Raw genomic sequence first — 20671 nt, forward strand, 5'->3', positions numbered from 1 at the left:
AAATAATCAAAGAAAATCAGCTTTAGACGCCTTTCCGGGTCAAATGTTCAATAAAAATGTGAAAAAGCAGCAGGTATATACCCGCTGCCGTTCACTGTATGTAGGCCTTAGCCTCATGTATCGTAATGCTCGAAATGCTGCTTATTGCTTCACGTTCAAGAGGGTTTCTGGGTTAACGGCTGCATTGTCGCTAACTTGACGTACTTCAAAGTGTAAATGCACGCCATCTTCCTTCTCGAAATCGTTGCTGCCAGCTTTGGCGATGATATCGCCCTTCTTCACTTCTGCACCTTTCGTTACCTTCACGTCAGATAAGCTTTGGTAAATACTGATCAACCCGTTACTGTGTGTGATCTCAACTAGCTTACCAACAACAGGGCTTTGCTCAACCGCTGTAACTTTACCACCCAGTGCCGCTAGAACATCAAATGCTGAGCCATCTTTGGCTTTCAAGTCAATTGCTGTGTGCGGTGTCAGTTGATCGAGGTATTCGATCATTGCCGCTGCTTTCACATCATTGGATGCATTCGTGTCATAGTAAGGAATTGCCACTTCGACAGCAGCTCTGTCTTTCACAGGCCATTGCATGGCTTCCGTGGTTCCATTAACCGCGATAGCCCCATCATGTGGTGCTTTCGGATTATCGGTTTGTTCGCTGCTGCTAACCTTAAGACCTGGATCATCTAGGCTGACTGTTTTCGTTCCTGCTCCCTGGTACACCCACATTAAGGTTAAGATAATTGCTGCTGCTGCCACATACGTCGCTGGGAATACCCATTTCTTAGCAAGCAACCTCTTCCATGCAGATGTTGGACCTTGTGCTCCTTGAACAGTTTTAGGAGCTTCTTCTTTCTGAAAACCTTTGTTATTATCACTCATGGTTATCACCTCATCAACCATTCTTGACACTTTACAAGGTTTTATACTTACAGAAAGATATTTTTATAGAAACATTAAAAGTTTATGATTTGCCCAGAAAAGAAGCTGCATTTTCAATAGAGATGCCCGTGTAATAATAGGTTACGATCTCCTCCGCGGTTTTCCCTTCTTTCGCCATACCGTTGGCGCCCCATTGACTGAGACCTACTCCGTGTCCGTATCCGAACGTAGTAATCGTGATTTGAGAGCCCGCCCATTTCCAAGCGAATTGAGAGGATGCTAGACCTAGCTTCTCTCTTACTTCGCGTCCTGAGAATACCTTGCCTCCTATCGTCATGCTTTTAATACGATGTCCAGTAGACCAAGAGAGTACTTTCATGCCCTTGGCACTGGTATCTGTCGTTGAGATACTAGCTACACCTAACTTCTGAAGCATCGTCTTATAGCTAATCGTGACACTTTCTTGATAGCGAGAGGAGAGCTTAATATCCCACGGACTGGGCACGCTGCGTAAATAAGGGCTTGCGAACGGCCAATATTCTTCTGAATTCTCGGTATACCCATTGCTTGTTGAGAAAAAAGTCGCGTTGATCGGTACATGTCCATACGTAAGTATCTTATCTTTGGTCTCATTGACGGCTCTATCAATCTTGGCCATATTCGTTTCGTACTTGGTCTTGTCCCACTTCATTCGAAGCTCTTGATCCGTTAGATAGGCCTGATGGGCTGTCGTGTCTGTCACTAGTGCATCATTCACGGGCATATTGCTATGATCCATCTCTATGACTCTACGCACAACATAGGTTCTTGCCGCCATCGCTTGCGCTTTGAGTGCCTCTAACTCAAAATCTACGGGCATTTCGGCAGCCAGCACACCTCTTACATACTGTTCAAGTGGAACGGTTTGCACGATTTCCTGCTTCGTTAAATACACGGGAATCATCAAACCTTGCCCCGCGCTAGTCTCTTGCAAAGTTGTGCCTTCAATGGGGATCGGGTACACCTCGTCGGTCGGAATCTTCTTGACTAGCAATCCAGGCACGATGATAGTGACACACAACATGGAAGATAAGCAAACAGTCATCCACAGGATGACTTCTTTTCTGAGCACGCGTTTCTTTTTAAACATATGTCTGAGCAGCCTCCATAAGCGCGTTTACTAGCAGCAATTTTGGTATGTCTTAGCTTATGAGAGGGGTTGCTAGAATAGAACACGAACGAGGCTGGGAAGTAGTTGATAGGCATCTGATATGCTCCCCTTGTCGGGCAGAGGGTTAACTGGAAAACCTCCATCTATTTTCGCCGGGAAGGCCCGAAATCTCCAAATAGATTGAAAACTTACAGGTAAAATCACCTCAATCGGCTATATTAGTAAAATCTCGCTAAATTAACTACAGGAAATCCAGTTAGTTCATATTAAGCGAGAAAAGTGGCGGAATTAACTGTAGTTTTTACAGTTAACCATGTGAGAGGGTTACTTTACATGCCATAGAAGCAGGAAGAGAGGATAGGAGTAGCGTAAAATCTAGCTTCGGGGGAGGTGTAGAGATAGACGTAGAAGTAGGTGTGAAAATAGAGGTCAAGTTAAGTATAGGAGTTAATTCAAAAAAAAGAACCATCAGGTCCGTTCCCTGATGATTCCTCTTGCTTACGCTAGCGTCGGCTGGATATTGAAAAATCCAAGCTCCGCCACTTCTTGCTCAATTTCTTGTGGGACTGAGCGATAAATATCGGCACCTAGTTCACGTAGAACGTCGGTGATATCTACATAGCCACGATCAATGTGGTGAACTCCCGTGATCTCCGTCTCACCCTCAGACGCCAATGCCGCGAGAATGAGCGCTGCACCAGCGCGCAGGTCTGTTGCACATACCTTGGCACCACGCAGTTTGGAATTACCGCTTACGATCGCTGTGCGACCATCCACTTTAATGTTTGCATTCATATTCGCGAATTCTTCTACATGCATGAAACGGTTCTCGAACACCGTCTCCGTTACAAGGCTTGTTCCGTCCGCTACCATCAACAGTGCCATCATTTGCGACTGCATGTCGGTTGGGAAGCCTGGATACGGCAACGTTTTCACGTCTACCGCGCGCAACGGGCCTGTAGCTCGAACGCGAATGCCGTTCTCATCTTCCTCGATCGTAACACCCATTTCCTGCATTTTGGAAATGACAGGACGAAGGTGGTCTCCAATCGCGCCCTCCATATACAGCTCACTGCCTGTAATGGCTGCAGCGATCATGTATGTGCCGGCTTCTACGCGATCTGGGATCACCGTATGTACGCAACCACGAAGCTTCTCTACACCCTCAATACGAATAACACCCGTTCCCGCACCGCGGATTACAGCGCCCATCGCATTCAGATAGTTAGCCAAATCAACGATTTCCGGCTCTTTTGCCGCATTTTCAATCGTTGTCGTGCCTTCTGCAAGCGTTGCAGCCATCATAATGTTCTCGGTTGCACCTACGCTGGCGACATCCAAGTAAATCTTGGCACCCTTCAGGCGCCCTTTCACTTTAGCTTCGATATAGCCTTGACCTAGTTCAATATCGGCACCCATCGCTTCAAAGCCTTTGAGATGCTGGTCAATCGGTCTTGTGCCAATCGCACAACCGCCTGGAAGCGAAATTCTCGCTTGACCCAACCTAGCTAACAAAGGACCCATCACGAGGAAAGAGGCTCTCATTTTACGGACTAGATCATAGGAAGCTTCACAGGTATTAATCTGCCCAGCTCTTACTCGAATCACCTGACGGTTATATTCGACTTCAATTCCTAAGCTTTGTAATACTTTATTAATGACTAGCACATCGTCAAGGGGAGGCGCATCATGGATGACGCTTTCACCTTCCGACCCCAGAATGGAAGCCGCAATAATCGGCAGTACCGCATTTTTTGCTCCGTTGATTTTTACATTGCCAGCTAGCTTTCGGCCACCGCGGACGATAATTTTGCTCATCATGGTCCCTCCGCGCACTTATTTTAAAAGACAGGTTTTGCACATTTCCTAAGTTTATCATTTGGAGCCACATAGATACAACTGTGTTCTTTTGGCAGTCAGAGATGCCCTACATAGAGTTCGAAGCGTCATGTGATTTTCATTCCGTTCTATATCCATTGTTGACAACAAACTTCTGCATTATTCGGAAAATCGCATTAAAACATCTTGCTGAAGCTCATCGACAGACCTAAATACTGAATGAAAAACCCTGCAACCAGCTGCCCGAGTCCGATCGAAAGTAAAATTTGCAGCATAATCGCTTGTGCGCCTTTGGGGCTTCGCAGCAAAACATCAAAGCGGAACGCTTGCAGCGACCACCATGCCAACCCAATGCAAAGAATATAGACAGCTATACTAGCCATATTCATCCACGACGCATATTGCGCCACTTCACTCCATTTGTCCGTCTCGCCCATAGGTCACTCCTCTTCGATTTTACCGATTTACGACTCTAGCCAGCAAAGTCACAAATTCAGCCCGTGTTGCCTGATCTTCTGGATGGAAGGTACCATCGGGAAATCCGCTGACCCAACCATCTGCCGCCATCTGTTTGAGGATGCCTAAACCCCAGTAAGATTCACTTACATCGCTAAAAGGTGTATTGCCTCTCAGCTTCCCTGTCATATTCATACTGCGCGCAAGCATTTGCGTCATTTCCATACGGGTTAGCTTGCCATCCGGGTTAAACGTTCCATCCGGGTAACCATCTACAATAGAGGCTTGAACGGTTTTGGCTATATCCGCGTAAGCCCAGTGTGAAACGGCCAAATCGCTGAATCGCAAATCCTTGCGTTTCGATAAACGCAAAGCACGGGATAGCACGGTAGCTCCTTCAGCCCTTGTAATGGATTGATTCGGTGCAAACCGATAATCCCCGTAGCCGCTAATCATCCCTTGCTCGGTAAGCTGGCTAATGGCATCTTGTGCCCAATGTCCAGCAATATCAACATAACCGCTGACCAGCCCATAACTATTCAACTGCAAGCGATACATCTGGCTCATGAACCACTGATTCGCCTGGAGTTTAATATAATACGTTCCTTCGGGCAACGGCTTCTCGAAATTAAGCTGACTCGAACCACTATCACTACGATAGGTGCCTTGTTCCTGTAACGAATTATTATACAACGTAGCATACAACGTACGTGAGGTAGGAATATTCGTCAATCTGATTTGGGCCAAACTATCGGAAGTCAATCGGAATTCGAACCAATCAACGTCTTCATTTTTACTAAAAACACCTTCATACCCTGCATTCATCGCAGCAAAAGTAGCTTGATACGATTTATCATTCGGTTCGTTCGCGTCAATCAATTTAGGCGTATACTCTATCTCTAACGTGTACTCACCCGTAATCGGTCCGGTATAATCCTTCACATTGCTAACACGAATATAATATTGGCCAGGCAGTACTTCCATCTGGGAACTCACTTCTATACCGCCATCACCAGCTTGGTCGATCGTCGTCGACTTCTCCCCTTCTTTCTGGAAAAGAAGCATAGGGTCGATCCGTCCCGTATCCGTCGATAGTCTGAGGCGCATTGTGCCAGAGTGTTCAAGCGTGAGTGCGAACCAATCGATATCGTCTGTTTTATGAAACGTACCTCGAATGGTCTGACTGCGTTCTGGCAATGTAAAAGCTTTATACTGCTTATCATTATCCTCAAAAGGATCCGTATAAATCACAAAATCCGTTCGCAACGTGTAATTAAGCAGGGTCTTGCGTGCTCGATCAACATTCTCCAACTGCACATAAGTAATGCCTTTGGTCACAGCCACAGTGAACGACTGGTTTGCTACAGCATCTCCACTAGCCGCGACAAAGCTCTGTCCGGAATCAAAATTCACACGAATACCTGCGCCGTCCTCGGGCTGTACTGCTAACTGGATATAGCCGTCGTAAGCTGCATCAATCGCATACCAATCCTGATCCTGCCCCGAGCTGAGGTTCGCTTTGACTAACGTATGATTAGGAAGCGAAGCAGCCTGACTTACAACATCATTCGGCTCGAAGCGATCTTGCTTATAAGGCTCCGTCAGTGCCTTTTCGATATTCAATAAGCCGTAACCCGTCTTAGCGTCCCACCCTTTGGACATTAAGTCCGTGGCTGTTTGCTCGATCTGTGAACGCACCTGATACGCCGACATTGCCGGATATTTCCCCCAGACCAGCGCAGCTGCAGCTGCCACTTGCGGCGCAGCCATTGAGCTTCCATCTTGGTACTGGTAGCCACCGCCAAGCGCCGTCGTATAGACGTCCCAAGGCGCCATAATGTCGAGCTCTGGGCCGTAATTCGATCGTGGATCAGCCTGTTTATTGATACTCACACCGCCAACAGAAAGTACAGTCGGATACGCCGCGGGGTATTTCACACTCGTGCTTTCATTACCAACAGCGGCGACGAGTAAGACATTACGGTCCTCTGCGTATTGCACAATACCTGCCAGATAATCCGAGTATTTGTTCAATCCCAAGGAAAGGACTACGATTTTCGCCCCATGGTCCACGGCATATTTAATGCCTTCACCCAGCTTGGCTTCGCCGCCAGTTCCATCTGCTTCAAGCGCCTTGATTGGCATAATTCTGGCATTAGGGGCAATTCCCGCGATGCCTTTATCGTTATTAATCGTAGCGGCAATCAAGCCAGCTACGTTCGTTCCATGTCCATTATCATCAAAAGGCTTCTTCGAAGCCTGCAGCAAGTTCACACCATCCACTAAATTGCCAGTTAAATCTGGATGTCCAAGGTCAACGCCTGTATCAACCACGGCGACGATGATCGGCGTACGGGCATCACCTGCCGCAGCCCATGCTTGATCAACGCGAATCATATCCAAATAAGTTTGCTTCACTCTCATGGGATCCGAAGACACCGCATAAGCCGCATCTACGTTAGGCACGAAACCCGTTAGTCCTAGGACTAGCATTGTCATTAATATCATGGGGCCTACGTATCGAAAATATGTCATCACATCAGGTCCTTTATCCCAAAATAACTCTCTTTGTCAGTTACTTATATATCTATACCATATTAAACATCTTCTCGATACCTATAACGGTTCAACTTCGCAAAAAGTTCAGATCTTACAATAAATTTTTAAAGTATTTTTTGGGAGTTGGTCAATGACTGATTTAATTGATGTGTACAAGTGGGGGACGATGGACCTATCAACCTTTATTTCCGGGGAAATGAGGTGAAATCGATGGCAAATGCCTTTGGGCCAACAACTTCAAAAATTGGGGCAAAGTTAAGTGCTCATTACGGCGCACGGGATGCGAGTATGAAATGCAAAACACGGAATCTCGGCGCTCGGACGGTGTTGGTGGTGATGCGGGTGGTGTAGTGATTGTGGGATGGGTGCTGATGGGGGTGATGGGGACGTCGGTGGTGGTGGGCTGGGGACTGGGGGAGATGCTTAGCAAGGTTTGGAAGGTCTCATGCTCTACACATTTGTATTAACTGGAAAATGTACAGCTATTTAAGTGAAATTTCCTCTGAAACTTGATTTAACTGTATAACATGTAGTTAAAACCGCCTGTTTTGTTCAGATTGGGTGGATTGATCAAAATTAACTGCAGGTTTTCCATCTATTCTGCGTTCAGTCGGAAAACCCCAATATTTAACTGGATAAAATCCATCTATTCATCAAGCGCACAGGAGAATTACGAAACTTCCATCCGATCAACTCACTATTCTGACTTAGCAACTCATGCTCTTACTCTTACTCTTACTCTTACTCTTACTCTTACTCTTACTCTTACTCTTACTCTTACTCTTACTCTTACTCTTACTCTTTCTCTTTCTCTTACTTCTACTCTTACTTCTACTCTTACTTCTACTCTTACTTCTACTCCTCTCCACTCACACCATCTCTACTCGCAGCAAAAAAAGCCCTCCCTACATTTACGTAGGAAGGGTTTCTAGGGTACGGATTATTGGATAATAAAATCCTTCGTCAAAGTAAAGACGCTTTCGATGCCTTTCAGCACCAAATGAGGTACCACACCAAGCGCTACACTGATTAGCGCACATAACCAAACGGTTATGCCTAACGGCACGGACACTTTGATCGCGGCTGGCTCGTAATCGCTGCGCATGAACATTTGACGCACGATGCTGAAATAGTAGTAGAACGAAACAACGCTGGTTGCGATCATTAGAGCACCAAGCCAGTATTGCTGCGTCTGCATCGTTCCTAAGATGATGTAGAGCTTACCGAAAAATCCGCCTGATAACGGGATACCAGCTAAGGAAAGGATGATCAATACCATCGCCACAGCTGTCAAAGGTGCGCGATAGTACAGACCCGCGAAGCCTTTGGCTTCGGTATGACCTTCAGCCTGCTCGATAATCATCAATACAGCGAAAGCTCCGATGTTCATAAACATATACGCGATTAAGTAGAATATGAATTCCGAGAAATTGGCGTAATGCGTGGCCGAAAAGTACGTTCCAATCGGAACGAGCAGATAACCTGCATTGGCAATTCCCGAATAGGCGAGTAGCCTTTTCATATTCGTTTGTTTCAGCGCAATGAAATTCCCCACGACCATCGCAATAGCCGCCATAACGGATATCGCTAGGAAGACATCGGATTGCAACTTACTCTCGCCGAAGTCGCTAAATCCGAACAAGACATAGAAGACACGGAACAAGATGGCGAATCCGGCCGCTTTGGACACGACAGCCAAAAATGCCGTAACCGGTGTTGGCGCACCTTCATATACATCCGGCGCCCAGCTGTGGAAAGGTGCGGCGGCAATTTTGAAACCGAATCCCGCTAGCAGCAAGAAGAAAGCAACGTAGAGCAGCGGCTCGTACGATGTGACCAACGTAGGTAGTGCTGCGCCAATCTCTTGCAGATTCGCAGAACCGACCATCCCATACAGGAAGGACATACCATACAGGATAATCGCGGATGAGATACCACCCATCACCAAGTATTTGAATGCTCCTTCATTGGATTTCTTGTCTTTCTTCTTCATAGCCACCATGAGGTAAGAAGTGATACTCAGCAATTCCAACCCAACGTAGAGTGTAATTAAATCACCCGAGGATGACATGATCATTGCCCCTAGTGCAGCAGGCAAATAGAAGTAATAATACTCCCCGACATGCGGGATGCTATCCTCTTTCACGAAGCCTAGGCTCATGAAAACAATGAGTCCCGTACCGACAAGGGTGCATAATTTAAGTAAGTTCGAGAAGTCGTCGACGCGATAACTTTGATTTAAGAGTTGAATCGCCTCATCCGGATTCAGCTGCAGAACAACGAACACGGCGGAAATCGCGAGGCCGACAAGGGTCAACCATCCGATAATCGAACGACTGAATCGGTTCGGCAGAACCAAATCCAAGAGAGATAGGATGATCGCGGTAGCAACCAGCGCAAGCTCAGGGAGCAGATACGATAAATCACTAGCATGGAGTCTAATCTGTTCCACTGGACTAACCTCCTATCTTCCCGGCTACGCTATGGATCAACTGATCCAAGCTGCCAATGGTTTGTTGAAGCGGCTGACTCAGCACGCTTGGGTACACGCCCAGCAAGAGAATGAACGCGACCAAGGTAATCATCGGCACAGCCTCGATGAGACGCGCGTCGCGCATCCCTTGCTGCAGTAAGCTCGGCTGCTTAGGGCCGAACGTGATGTTCAGTACCCCGCGCAGCACGTAAACCGCTGCGAAGATAATACCCAGTGTACCGACAATCGCGTACACACGGTGGGTTTCAAAGAGTCCGACGAACGCGAGGAACTCACTGATGAAGCCGGATAAGCCTGGCAATCCGAGCGAGGCCATGCCCCCGATCAGCAGAATACCGCTGATGAAGGGAATATTGCGAGCGAGACCGCCCAAGCGATCAAGCTGCGTAGTTTCGGTTCGCTCGTAGATGCTGCCGACGAGCAAGAACATCAGGGCTGAGATCAAACCGTGTGAGATCAGCTGGAACACGGCCCCTTGCAGACCTGCAATGTTGAACGCAGCAAGTCCCAACAGGACGATGCCCATGTGGCTGATACTCGAGTAAGCGAGCACGAGTTTGAAGTCCTTCTGGACCATCGCAAGAAGCGCACCGTACACGATGTTAATAACGCCGAGGAGCGCAAGCACCCACGCCCATTGCTGGGCTTCCGCCGGGAAGAACAGAATGCCAAAACGGATGAGGCCGTAGGCCCCCATTTTGAGCAAAATCCCGGAGTGAATCATAACGACAGCAGGCGGAGCCTCTGTATGTACTTTCAGCATCCACGTATGGAACGGGAAGATCGGCAGCTTGATCCCGAAAGCGACCAGCAGCATGATAAACACAGTCCATTTCATGTTTTGACTCATAAAGAATGGCGTACCACTCTGATTCACATAAGCCTCAGGAGCCTGCAATAGATTATGAGCTATCGTATGAATGTCGCCGCTATAGTAAATGATAGCCTCTGTCTGCGATGGATCTTGGTTAAATCCTGCAGTCGTAACCAGAATAAGGAAGGCAATCAGCATAATCGCTGAGCCAAGACCGTTATACAGCAAGAAGCGGTTTGCCGCTTGCTCTCGGTTCATATACCCCCAAATTCCGATCAAGAAGAACATCGGCACGAGTGTAATTTCGAAGAACAGGAAGAATAAGAAGAGATCCTGTGCCATGAATACACCGAACATACCCGTTTCTAGCAGAAGGAACAAAATGAAATACGTTTTCCAACGTTTCTTGATGTAAACAGACGCTAAAGCGGCCATCGACGAAATTAGTGCCGTTAGAAAGACGAGCGGCAACGAAATGCCATCGACAGCTAACGAATATTTAAACTCGAAGAAGAATTGTGTAATTTGCTGAATACCCTCGTGGTTTAAAGGGACTTTGATCCAATCGAGCTGTTCTTTGTACTGTAATGGATCCCCTTGATAGTTATAGTCCACGTACAGCCATGCCGCTAAAATCAGTGGAATCAGCGTCGTGACGATACCAACTGTTTTGATCAAACGTCCACGATCACCCCGAAGGAAGAGCAGGACGAGCACACCAAGCAGAGGGGAGAAGGCAATCATACTAAGAATGGGTAAATTAGCCGGCATGTATGAACCTCMTTCCTGCAATGGCAAGTGCCAGAATCAGCATCCCGAGCAGCATGATGACCCCGTAGGACTGCAGTTGACCATTTTGGAGTCGGGAGCCTAAGCGTCCAAGACTAACCACCGTGAAAGCAACTAAGCGAACAATCCCATCAATGATGTAAATATCAATCAATTCCAAGATATAGCCAAGGCCACGAAGCGGTTTGACTACAATGGCGTCGTAAATTTCATCGATGAAATATTTGCGATTTAGCAACGTGTACAACCAAGGCATTTTGCCCGAAACAATGTCCCGAGGGATCGTGCGTTTCAGATAAATGAGGTAACCAAGGCCAATACCAAGCAATCCAGCTAATGTAGACAAAATAATAACCGTCCAATTGGCCGTCTCCTCATGTTCCTGCCCTGTTAGCCAGTGGCCCAGCCATTCATTGAATGGCGTATTCACGAAGCCTGCCACGACAGCAAGCACAGCAAGAATAATAAGCGGAGTCGTCATCGAAGCTGGAGACTCATGCGGCTCATGCGCGTGGTCATGCCCATGACCATCGTGATCCTCCGGAGCCACTGCTTTCGCTCTAGGTGAGCCCATAAACACGAGGAAGAACAGACGTGACATATAGAAAGCGGTGAAGAAAGCCGCAATCACACCGACCCAGAACAGAAGCTGGTTATGCTCGTATGCTTCCGTGAGAATCATATCCTTCGACCAGAAGCCTGCGAATGGGAAGATACCGGCTAAAGCCAGCGTTCCGATTGCGAAAGTCCAGGTTGTAATCTTCATTTTGCGGGATAAGCCGCCCATTTCGTTGATATTCTGCGTATGAACCGCGTGAATCACACTACCTGCACCCAAGAAGAGCAGCGCTTTGAAGAAGGCATGTGTAAACAAGTGGAACATTCCTGAGGTGAATGAAACGCCAATCCCCAGCGCCATCATCATATAACCAAGTTGACTTACCGTCGAGTACGCGAGAATCCGTTTAATATCGTTCTGCGCAATACCGATTGTTGCAGCAAAAATGGCGGTAAATCCACCCACATAAGCAACGACCGTCAACGCATCCGGCGAGGCGTGGAAAATATCGAACGTCCGTGCCACAAGGTACACCCCAGCAGCAACCATCGTTGCGGCATGGATCAGCGCGGAAATCGGCGTCGGTCCTTCCATTGCATCGGGTAGCCACGTGTGCAGCGGGAATTGACCGGATTTACCCATCGCCCCGATAAAAATCAAAACTGCGATCCACGTGACGATTGTAGGGTCGATTTTGCCAGTGGTGAAGGCGTTATGTATCGATGTGAAATCTAGCGCATGTCCTGGCATGTAGAGATACAACAACAGGATCGCGATAAACAAGCCCACATCCCCGATACGGGTGACGATGAATGCCTTTTTGGCGGCAGCCTTCGCCTCTGGCTTGAAGTACCAGAATCCAACAAGCAAGAAGGAACATACCCCTACTAGCTCCCAGAAGATGTAGAGTTCCAGCATATTTTCAGAAATAACAAGGCCTAGCATGGAGAAGGAGAACAGCGCAATATAACCGAAAAACACGTGAATACGCTCGTCGCCTTTCATGTAGCCTTTGGAATAAATGTTCACCAGCAGTGAAACCAGCGTGACGATTACGAGCATCAGGGAGTTTAGATTGGTGACCTCAAACCCCATTTTCAGCGTAAAATCGCCCACTTGCAGCCAATTCATTTTATCCCACGTGAAATCCTCAACATTGCCGCCAATCCGCTCCACAAAAATGAGCAAAGCCACAATAAACGAAAGCAGCATCGCAAAAATGCTAATGTAAATGCCTAAATCTTTTAGTTGACGCCCCATTGCCGTAAGCGCTAGAAAAGCAAGCAACGGAAACAATGGAATGAGCCAGGCGTACTGTGAATAGTCCGATACCATAGCCTTGTTAGCCTCCTAGCGCTTCATAGAATCCAAATCTGTCACTTCGACGGTGCCTTTATTTCGGTAAATCGTGATCAATATCGCAATCCCCACAGCCGCCTCTGCAGCTGCAATCGTAATGTTAAAGAGGGAGAAGATATGCCCCGTCAATGCGGGGTGATCTCCTAGTTTTGAGAAGGCAATCAAATTCAAGTTCACCGCATTGAGCATAAGCTCGATGGAGAGCAAGACGATAACCCCGTTTTTCTTCGTTAATGCACCGTATAGTCCAATGCAGAATAGGATCGCCGCTAATGTAAGATAAGGAGTAATTAAGTTACCCAACGCTAATCCTCCTCTCTCTTTGCAACTACGATGGCACCAATGAACGCTACCGTCAGCAGCACGGACATGATTTCGAAGGGAATGACATGCACGTTATACAGCAACTTCCCGATTTCGAGCGTATTATCCTTGCCAGCATCCAATGTCCCCGAAGAGACGAAGGTCGATTTCTGAATCGCATAGAACAAAACGCCGAACAATCCCACAGCGCCAAGAATGGCCAAGCCTTCATGCCATGGACGCTTAAGTCCCTCGTCTTCACCCTGTCTATGCTTCGTCATCATAATGCCGAAAATCATCAGAATGGAGATGGCACCGGCATAAATCAAGACCTGCACGAAAGCGACAAACTCTGCTTCAAGAATGACATACAAGCCAGCCAAGCTAATAAACGTGAGGGCCACTGCAACAACCATGTGCACGACTTTCGTAAAAGAGATCATAAAGATCGCCCCGCCGATCGCGAGCAACGCGAAAATGAAGAACGCCCAACTCGTACCACTGGATAAGAAATCGCCGAGTCCACTAAACATCTTTCTTCGCGCCCCCTTTAGGCATCGCAGAATTGTTCTCTTGACGAATGTTTTGGGTGTTATTACTCAGCCACTCCATATTTTTGAACAAATCATCCCGACTGTAGCTGCTAAGCTCAAAATTATTCGTCATCACGATCGCTTCTGTCGGACACACTTCTGTGCACAGGTCGCACAGGATACAAATTTCGAAGTTGATGTCATACGTATCAATGACCTTCCCCTTTTTCTCAGGGTCTGGGTTCGCTTTTCCAGTTAACGTAATACACTCCGTCGGGCACACACGCGCACATTGATTGCACACAATGCATTTCTCGGGATCAAAATATTGAATACCACGAAAGCGATCCGGCATTTTAATCGGAACTTCCGGGTATGCGTACGTTACTTTCTTCTCAGTCAAATGCTTGAACGTGAAGCCTAAACCTTTCATAATGCCCTTCATGTGTTTCAACTCCTTCAAGTTTTGCGTTAGCAAAACTAACTTCGAAAGCATGGACTTAAAGTTTTGCGGAGAGGAAAGATCCGACCAAGATCAATTATCTTGCTTGCTTAGAAGATGGTCATGATAATCGCCGTCACCAGCATGTTGACCAGTGCCAGTGGAAGCAGCACTTTCCAGCCGAACCCCATCAATTGATCAATTCGAACACGTGGCAGTGTCGCCCGCAGCCAGAAGAGGAAGAACACGACCGACGAGAATTTCAACAGGAACCAGATAACGCCTGGTATGAAATCAAGGAATCCGAATGGCGCGTGCCACCCACCAAGGAAAATCAGACTCACCAGTGAAGCAATGACGAAGACGTACACATACTCGGATAGCATGAAGAAAGCGAAGCGGAAACCGCTGTATTCCACATGATAGCCCGCAACGAGCTCAGATTCTGCTTCTGGCAAGTCAAACGGCGTACGATTAAGCTCCGACACACCCGCAATCACGAAAATAATGAAACCCAGGATCTGCGGAATGAAATTCCAATGCCAGAAGCCGCCTGTTTGATGATCGACAATCGTATGTAGATTCAAGCTGCCCGTCATCATAATTACACCAACAACCGAAATAACTAACGGTACTTCATAACTAATCATTTGAGCTGCCGAACGCATGCCGCCCAGCAACGCATATTTATTGTTGGATGCCCAACCACCCAGAATAATTCCGATGGTTGAGATCCCTGTTAGTGCCACGTAATAAAGCAATCCCACATTCAGATTCGCACCAAACATCCGATCCGAGAACGGAATGGTCGCAATGATCGTAAAGGACGGGATAAAGGTAATGATCGGTGCGAGTATGAAAAGTTCACGCTCGGCTTTCTTAGGAATCGTATCTTCCTTAATGAGAAGCTTGAATACGTCGGCGACGCTTTGCAGCAGCCCAAAAGGTCCTGTCCGGTTCGGCCCGATCCGCAACTGCATCCAACCGATGACCTTACGCTCGAAGTAGATCGCATAGGTAACGAACCCCAACACGAGCATGAGCATTACGATGCCCCAGAATAGGAATACGAAGAAGTTCGTCCATGTCAGACTCTCCTCCAATAAATTGACCATTAGGCATCCACCTCCCCAACGACAATATCGATGCCGCCCAGAATCGTAATTAGATTGGTCATCGATTCCCCGACCAGAAGCTTGGGCAATATTTGCAGATTTACGAAGGACGGTCTGCGGAATTTCAAGCGGTACGGTTCTTGCTTACCTCGGGAAATAATATGGCAGCCAATTTCTCCTCGCGGAGACTCAATTGCTGCGTAAATTTCGCCTTCTGGCGGGCGAATGACTCTAGGCACTTTGCCCATCGTTTCGCCACCCTCAGGGAACACGTCTAAGGCTTGTTCCAGGATACGAAGGGATTGTTTAATTTCTTCCATACGTATCAAATAACGGTCATAGCAATCCCCGCCGCTACGCACAGGCACATCGAACTGGAAGCGGCTGTACAGGCTGTAGGGCTGCGTTTTGCGAATATCCCAATCTACACCCGTACAACGTAGGTTCGCCCCGCTAAGGCCATACGCAATGGCTGTCTCAGCGTCATATTTACCTACCCCCTTGATCCGTGACAGGAATATCTCATTCCCGGTGACAAGTGTATGATACTCTTCTAATTTGCCGTACATATACGGAACGAATTTCCGCACTTTCTCGATCCAACCGTCTGGTGCGTCCCATTTCACGCCTCCTACACGCATGTAGTTGTACGTTAAACGAGCTCCACACAGTTCGTTGAAGAGATCGATAATGATTTCACGGTCACGAAACGCATACAAGAACGGGCTCATTGCCCCGATATCCAGCAGGTACGTTCCCCACCACACCATGTGTGACGCGATCCGTTGCAGCTCCATTACGATTAAGCGAAGAAATTCCGCTCGTTCGGGTACTTCGAGTTGCATCATTCTCTCAACGGCGTTAACTAACGCGTAGTTGGTCGTCATCGCCGACACATAATCCATGCGGTCGGTGTATGGGATGATTTGGGTATAGCTGAGGTTCTCAGCCAATTTCTCTGTTCCTCTATGTAAGTAGCCCATAACGGGTATGGCTTCTCGAATGACTTCACCATCCAGCTTTACAATCACGCGGAAAACGCCGTGTGTACTTGGATGCTGAGGACCAACGTTTAACAGGAGCTCTTCTGTCCGTAACACGTGCTACACCTCCGGGTCAAGCGGTTCGTAGTCTTTGCGCAGTGGATGACCCACCCAATCATCAGGCATCATGATCCGTACTAAGTTCGGGTGGCCAGGGAAATCGATGCCGAAAAGGTCAAAAGCTTCGCGCTCGTTCCAGTTGGCCGTCGGCCAGACATCAGCTACCGAAGGGATGCTAGGTTGCTCACGGTCTGTCTTCACCTTCACACAATACTCATGCTTGTGTGTGAGGGAAAGCAGATGATACGCCACCTCAAGGTGCGTTTCTTGATCCACACCGGAGAGATTGCGCAAGTAATCACAGCGCAGCTCTTCGTGATTGCGAAGCGTCAGCGCGGCCTGCGGCCAGCGCGAGCTGTGAATGATGACGTAAGGACGATGCGCGTCCCTTTCGTTGATGAAAGATTCGACGACGGCGTCTTCGCCTGCCTCGGCTTTCAGGATCGCGACCAGCCGGTCCAGCAGCGGCTGGTTCGGTGATGGCTCCTTCGGCGCGGCTGGATCCGCCGATTCGGGCTTTGCTCCGCGTGCTGCGGCTCGCGCGGCACGGGCTTCTGCGGCGGCCTGGGCTTTGGCCGCCTTCTCTTCGTCAGAGCCAGCGTCTGCGGACGCTGGCATTGCTGCCCCGGCGGGCGCAGGCTCGCCCGCCTCTGCTGCCGCGCGTGCTGCGAGGCGCGCGGCTCTTGCCGCGGCGCGCTCTGCCGCCGCGTCGCTGCTCTGCGTAGCCGTCGGGACATCGGCGCCCTGCGCACGCTCCGCTAGCTCAGCCGCAGGCGCATCGCTTGGCTCGCTTGTCGTCTGCACATCTGGATCAGCAGCTTGCTTCTCCGCTGCGCGGTCCACGGATGCTTGCACGTCTGCGCTAAGCGGCGTCTTACTCGCTCGTGCTTCCGGGGTAAGCTTGCCTACCTCAGCAATTGCTTCCTCGAGGGCGGATTCTTCCTCTTTCCCATCCTCACCAAAAGGAGGAGTCGGAACCGTGGTTTCTTCCGGCTTGTTCTCCTCACTCATCGATTGATCACCTGCTTCCCAGTCTTCGCTTCATAACGAATCTTCTCCTGAAGCTTGTTGATGCCATAGATCAGTGCAGCTGGATTCGGCGGACAACCTGGGATATACACGTCCACTGGAACGATTTGGTCGACACCCTTCACGACCGAATACGATTTCACATACGGTCCGCCTGCTGTTGCACAGGAACCCATCGCGATAACCCACTTCGGTTCAGGCATTTGTTCATAAAGTCGGCGCAACAAAGGAGCCATTTTCTTCGTAACTGTCCCTGCTACAATCATGACATCTGATTGCCTTGGTGACGTACGGAAGATGACTCCGAATCGGTCTAAATCATAGTGAGAACCGCCTGTTCCCATCATTTCAATGGCACAACAAGCTAGGCCAAAGGTTAATGGCCAAAGCGAATTACTGCGAGCCCAAGCTTTTACCTGCTCCAGGGTTGTCATAAATACATTACGGTTTATTTCTTCCCGTTCCTCGGGAGAGATTGATTCTAGACTGAAGTCCATCGCAGCACCTTCTTCTTCCAAGCGTATATTAATCCTATGGCAAGCAAGGCTACAAAAATACACATTTCAATTAATGCGAATAATCCAAGTTGATTAAAGGCAACGGCCCACGGATACAGGAATACGGTCTCCACATCAAAGATGACAAACATCAAAGCGTACAAATAATATCGAATGTTAAACCGGATTTGTCCCTCACCTACAGGTTCGTTCCCACTCTCATACGTCGTATACTTCTCATCGATGGGTTTACTCGGTCTTAACCATTTGCCAATCGTCAGCGCTGCTATGGGAAGGAAAATACCTAACCCTAGAAAAACCGCTACGATTACATAGTTATTTGTATACATCATGTGAATGTAACCGCCTCCATTTCTTATTTGCATTCCTTACGATATCGATAGTTTTGGTAATAATCACCTTTACTAGTATAACAAAAAGGGGTTTGGGCGTCGACATTAATTCTTTCCATGTATGAGTAGCATTTCACAGATGTGGGTAATACTATTCACTGGGCATTCCAGTCTTGTCCAAGTTCCCTATTTTGATAAGCGAAAGGAGCAATTTCTTATGGCAAATGCATCGAACGCTAATCACCAACATAGAACCAATGACAAAGTTACCGAAACCGGCCGCTATCGCGATGCCGACGGGCAAAGCATTGAACTAACCGCAGGTGAAACCTTCCCTCCGTGCCCGAAAACAGGGGAATCCACCATTTGGCATCACGCTTAAAATGAAACCCTAACGCGAGCTGTTCCTCTCATCGAGAGGGCAGCTTTTTCTTCGCCATTTATACGCAAAAAAGCGGAAGAACCGAAGTTCCCCCGCTTTTATTCCATCTATTTATTTCCCGGACACACCGATACGATTCACTGCTCTTTGTAAAGAAGCTTCAGCACGTTTGAAATCCACGTTATCTTGCTTCGTTTCTGCAAGACGTTTCTCCGCACGCTCTTTCGCTGCTCTCGCACGATCGATATCAATTTGTTCAGGCAGCTCGGCGCTTTCCGCCAAAATAACCACCTTATCCTTGCGCACTTCCATGAATCCGCCGTTCACTGCGATGACTTCGTCTTTGGAGCCCGCTTTCTTCACAGTAATCGGAGCAATTCTAAGTGGAGTGACCAATGGAATGTGATTCGGCAGAATTCCAAGCTCCCCTTCAGCACCCTTCACGCTAACCATGTCTACTTGTTCAGCGTACACTTTGCGCTCCGGTGTTACAATTTCCAGTAGGAATGTACTCACTTGGATTCTCCTTCCTAAAAGTTTACCATAGGTAAACTAGCTTCGTAAGCGTTGCTTAGAGTGTAGCAAAAGCTGATCTTAGCAAGATGCCAAGCTTACAGTGTTTTTGCTTTCTCGATAGCGTCCTCGATCGTTCCAACGTTGTGGAAAGCTACTTCAGGAAGGTTGTCGTGCTTACCTTCAAGAACTTCTTTGAAGCTGCGCACGGTATCTTTCATTGGTACATACAAGCCTGGGAATCCGTTGAACGGCTCAGCAACGTGAAGCGGCTGAGACAAGAACAGACGAAGACGACGCGCACGAGTAACGACCAATTTGTCCTCATCAGACAACTCATCCATACCCAAGATCGCGATGATATCCAGAAGCTCTTTGTAACGTTGAAGAATTTGTTTAACGCCTTGTGCTACTTTATAGTGCTCTTCACCAACGATTTCTGGTGTCAAAACACGGGAAGATGATGCTAGTGGATCTACCGCAGGGAAAATACCTGCAGCCGCGATGCTACGCTCCAAGTTCGTTGTTGCGTCCAAGTGAGCGAAAGCCGTAGCTGGAGCCGGATCCGTATAGTCATCGGCAGGAACGTAAATCGCTTGAATGGATGTAACGGAACCTTTTTTCGTGGAGGTAATACGCTCTTGCAATTGACCCATTTCTGTAGCAAGGGTTGGTTGGTAACCTACCGCGGAAGGCATACGGCCTAACAAAGCGGAAACCTCGGAACCTGCTTGTGTGAAACGGAAGATGTTATCGATGAAAAGAAGAACGTCTCTTCCTTCTTCGTCACGGAAATACTCAGCCATTGTCAAACCGGACAAAGCTACGCGAAGACGCGCGCCTGGAGGTTCGTTCATTTGACCGAATACCATCGCTGTTTTTGCAATAACGCCGGAGTCTTTCATCTCGTGGTAAAGGTCATTACCTTCACGAGTACGCTCACCAACGCCCGCAAATACGGAGATACCGCCGTGCTCTTGTGCAATGTTGTGAATTAGCTCTTGCATGGTTACCGTTTTACCTACGCCGGCACCACCGAAGAGACCAATTTTACCACCTTTTGCATAAGGAGCCATCAAGTCAATAACTTTGATACCCGTTTCAAGAATCTCTGATTTTGTCGACAAGTTGTCGAATGCAGGAGCTTCTTTGTGGATTGGGCTAGTAAATGTACGGTCAACCGTTTCGTTACCATCGATCGGATCGCCCAATACGTTAAATACACGACCTAGTGTTGCTGCACCAACCGGTACAGTAATCGCTGCGCCAGTATCTGTTGCTACGGCACCACGTACAAGTCCGTCTGTTGAGGACATTGCTACGCAACGTACGAGGTTGTCACCAAGGTGAACAGCCGCTTCAACCGTCATAGTGGACTGTTGTCCACCTTCGGTTCTTTCAATTTTGATAGCATTCAGAATTTCAGGGAGTTGTCCGCGTTCGAACTCAATGTCGACGACAGGCCCTGTAATATTCACAACGCGCCCTTTGCTCATGGTTTCC

At 48.1% G+C, this 20671-nt stretch carries 19 protein-coding genes; 1 reads left to right on the plus strand and 18 read right to left on the minus strand.

The genetic code is table 11. From position 1 onward, the window contains the following. Positions 1–141 precede the first annotated feature (141 nt). The 16 genes from AC1DLM_RS09925 to AC1DLM_RS10000 form a co-directional block, all read right to left on the minus strand. The gene (locus tag AC1DLM_RS09925; RefSeq protein ID WP_441990904.1) at positions 142–879 is read right to left on the minus strand and encodes a peptidoglycan DD-metalloendopeptidase family protein; all 738 of its coding nucleotides are present in this window, start codon (positions 877–879) and stop codon (positions 142–144) included. Between the two features lie 82 nt (positions 880–961). Then, positions 962–2008 carry a stage II sporulation protein D gene (spoIID, locus tag AC1DLM_RS09930; RefSeq protein ID WP_477569874.1) on the minus strand — a complete coding sequence of 349 codons (1047 nt, stop codon included), beginning with the start codon at positions 2006–2008 and terminating at the stop codon, positions 962–964. Between the two features lie 519 nt (positions 2009–2527). Then, positions 2528–3847, minus strand: a complete 1320-nt coding sequence (gene murA / locus AC1DLM_RS09935) for a UDP-N-acetylglucosamine 1-carboxyvinyltransferase (RefSeq protein WP_171633436.1) — start codon at positions 3845–3847, stop codon at positions 2528–2530. Positions 3848–4044: 197 nt separating this feature from the next. Next, positions 4045–4305 (minus strand): DUF1146 domain-containing protein, encoded by a 261-nt coding sequence (locus AC1DLM_RS09940; protein WP_235549894.1) that lies wholly within the window; start codon positions 4303–4305, stop codon positions 4045–4047. Positions 4306–4324: 19 nt separating this feature from the next. Then, complete coding sequence (locus AC1DLM_RS09945; protein WP_477569875.1) at positions 4325–6859, minus strand: S8 family peptidase; 2535 nt, start codon at positions 6857–6859, stop codon at positions 4325–4327. Between the two features lie 964 nt (positions 6860–7823). Beyond that, positions 7824–9335 (minus strand): NADH-quinone oxidoreductase subunit N, encoded by a 1512-nt coding sequence (locus tag AC1DLM_RS09950; RefSeq protein ID WP_477569876.1) that lies wholly within the window; start codon positions 9333–9335, stop codon positions 7824–7826. Positions 9336–9339: 4 nt separating this feature from the next. Beyond that, positions 9340–10962: a complex I subunit 4 family protein gene (locus AC1DLM_RS09955; protein WP_056611647.1), complete on the minus strand. Its 1623-nt coding sequence runs from the start codon at positions 10960–10962 to the stop codon at positions 9340–9342. Further along, positions 10952–12874, minus strand: coding sequence for an NADH-quinone oxidoreductase subunit L (nuoL, locus tag AC1DLM_RS09960; RefSeq protein WP_477569877.1), 1923 nt, complete (start codon positions 12872–12874; stop codon positions 10952–10954). The genes AC1DLM_RS09955 and nuoL overlap by 11 nt, the downstream gene beginning before the upstream one ends. A 15-nt stretch (positions 12875–12889) precedes the next feature. Beyond that, the gene (gene nuoK, locus AC1DLM_RS09965) at positions 12890–13201 is read right to left on the minus strand and encodes an NADH-quinone oxidoreductase subunit NuoK (protein ID WP_056611652.1); all 312 of its coding nucleotides are present in this window, start codon (positions 13199–13201) and stop codon (positions 12890–12892) included. Between the two features lie 2 nt (positions 13202–13203). Next, positions 13204–13734: an NADH-quinone oxidoreductase subunit J gene (locus AC1DLM_RS09970; RefSeq protein WP_056611655.1), complete on the minus strand. Its 531-nt coding sequence runs from the start codon at positions 13732–13734 to the stop codon at positions 13204–13206. Next, on the minus strand, positions 13727–14179 hold the full coding sequence (gene nuoI, locus AC1DLM_RS09975; RefSeq protein ID WP_056611658.1) for an NADH-quinone oxidoreductase subunit NuoI: 453 nt from the start codon (positions 14177–14179) through the stop codon (positions 13727–13729). Before nuoI ends, AC1DLM_RS09970 begins: the two co-directional genes overlap by 8 nt. Positions 14180–14286: 107 nt before the next feature. After that, complete coding sequence (nuoH, locus tag AC1DLM_RS09980) at positions 14287–15291, minus strand: NADH-quinone oxidoreductase subunit NuoH (RefSeq protein ID WP_056611661.1); 1005 nt, start codon at positions 15289–15291, stop codon at positions 14287–14289. Continuing rightward, on the minus strand, positions 15291–16391 hold the full coding sequence (locus tag AC1DLM_RS09985; RefSeq protein WP_056611664.1) for an NADH-quinone oxidoreductase subunit D: 1101 nt from the start codon (positions 16389–16391) through the stop codon (positions 15291–15293). The genes nuoH and AC1DLM_RS09985 overlap by 1 nt, the downstream gene beginning before the upstream one ends. 3 nt (positions 16392–16394) lie before the next feature. Next, positions 16395–17405, minus strand: a complete 1011-nt coding sequence (locus tag AC1DLM_RS09990; protein WP_477569878.1) for an NADH-quinone oxidoreductase subunit C — start codon at positions 17403–17405, stop codon at positions 16395–16397. Continuing rightward, on the minus strand, positions 17402–17920 hold the full coding sequence (locus AC1DLM_RS09995; RefSeq protein ID WP_056611667.1) for a NuoB/complex I 20 kDa subunit family protein: 519 nt from the start codon (positions 17918–17920) through the stop codon (positions 17402–17404). The genes AC1DLM_RS09990 and AC1DLM_RS09995 overlap by 4 nt, the downstream gene beginning before the upstream one ends. After that, positions 17905–18270 (minus strand): NADH-quinone oxidoreductase subunit A, encoded by a 366-nt coding sequence (locus AC1DLM_RS10000; protein ID WP_057313434.1) that lies wholly within the window; start codon positions 18268–18270, stop codon positions 17905–17907. The genes AC1DLM_RS09995 and AC1DLM_RS10000 overlap by 16 nt, the downstream gene beginning before the upstream one ends. A gap of 220 nt (positions 18271–18490) precedes the next feature. On the opposite strand from AC1DLM_RS10000, the gene AC1DLM_RS10005 reads away from it, so the two are divergent. Further along, positions 18491–18655 (plus strand): hypothetical protein, encoded by a 165-nt coding sequence (locus AC1DLM_RS10005; RefSeq protein ID WP_477569879.1) that lies wholly within the window; start codon positions 18491–18493, stop codon positions 18653–18655. Between the two features lie 111 nt (positions 18656–18766). Here the strand turns inward: AC1DLM_RS10005 and AC1DLM_RS10010 are convergent, their stop codons facing one another. Both AC1DLM_RS10010 and atpD read right to left on the minus strand, forming a co-directional pair. After that, the gene (locus AC1DLM_RS10010) at positions 18767–19171 is read right to left on the minus strand and encodes a F0F1 ATP synthase subunit epsilon (RefSeq protein ID WP_441991548.1); all 405 of its coding nucleotides are present in this window, start codon (positions 19169–19171) and stop codon (positions 18767–18769) included. A gap of 95 nt (positions 19172–19266) precedes the next feature. Continuing rightward, positions 19267–20664, minus strand: coding sequence for a F0F1 ATP synthase subunit beta (gene atpD, locus AC1DLM_RS10015; RefSeq protein WP_477569880.1), 1398 nt, complete (start codon positions 20662–20664; stop codon positions 19267–19269). Positions 20665–20671 lie beyond the last annotated feature (7 nt).

It is taken from the genome of Paenibacillus sp. 01T442 (assembly GCF_056398345.1).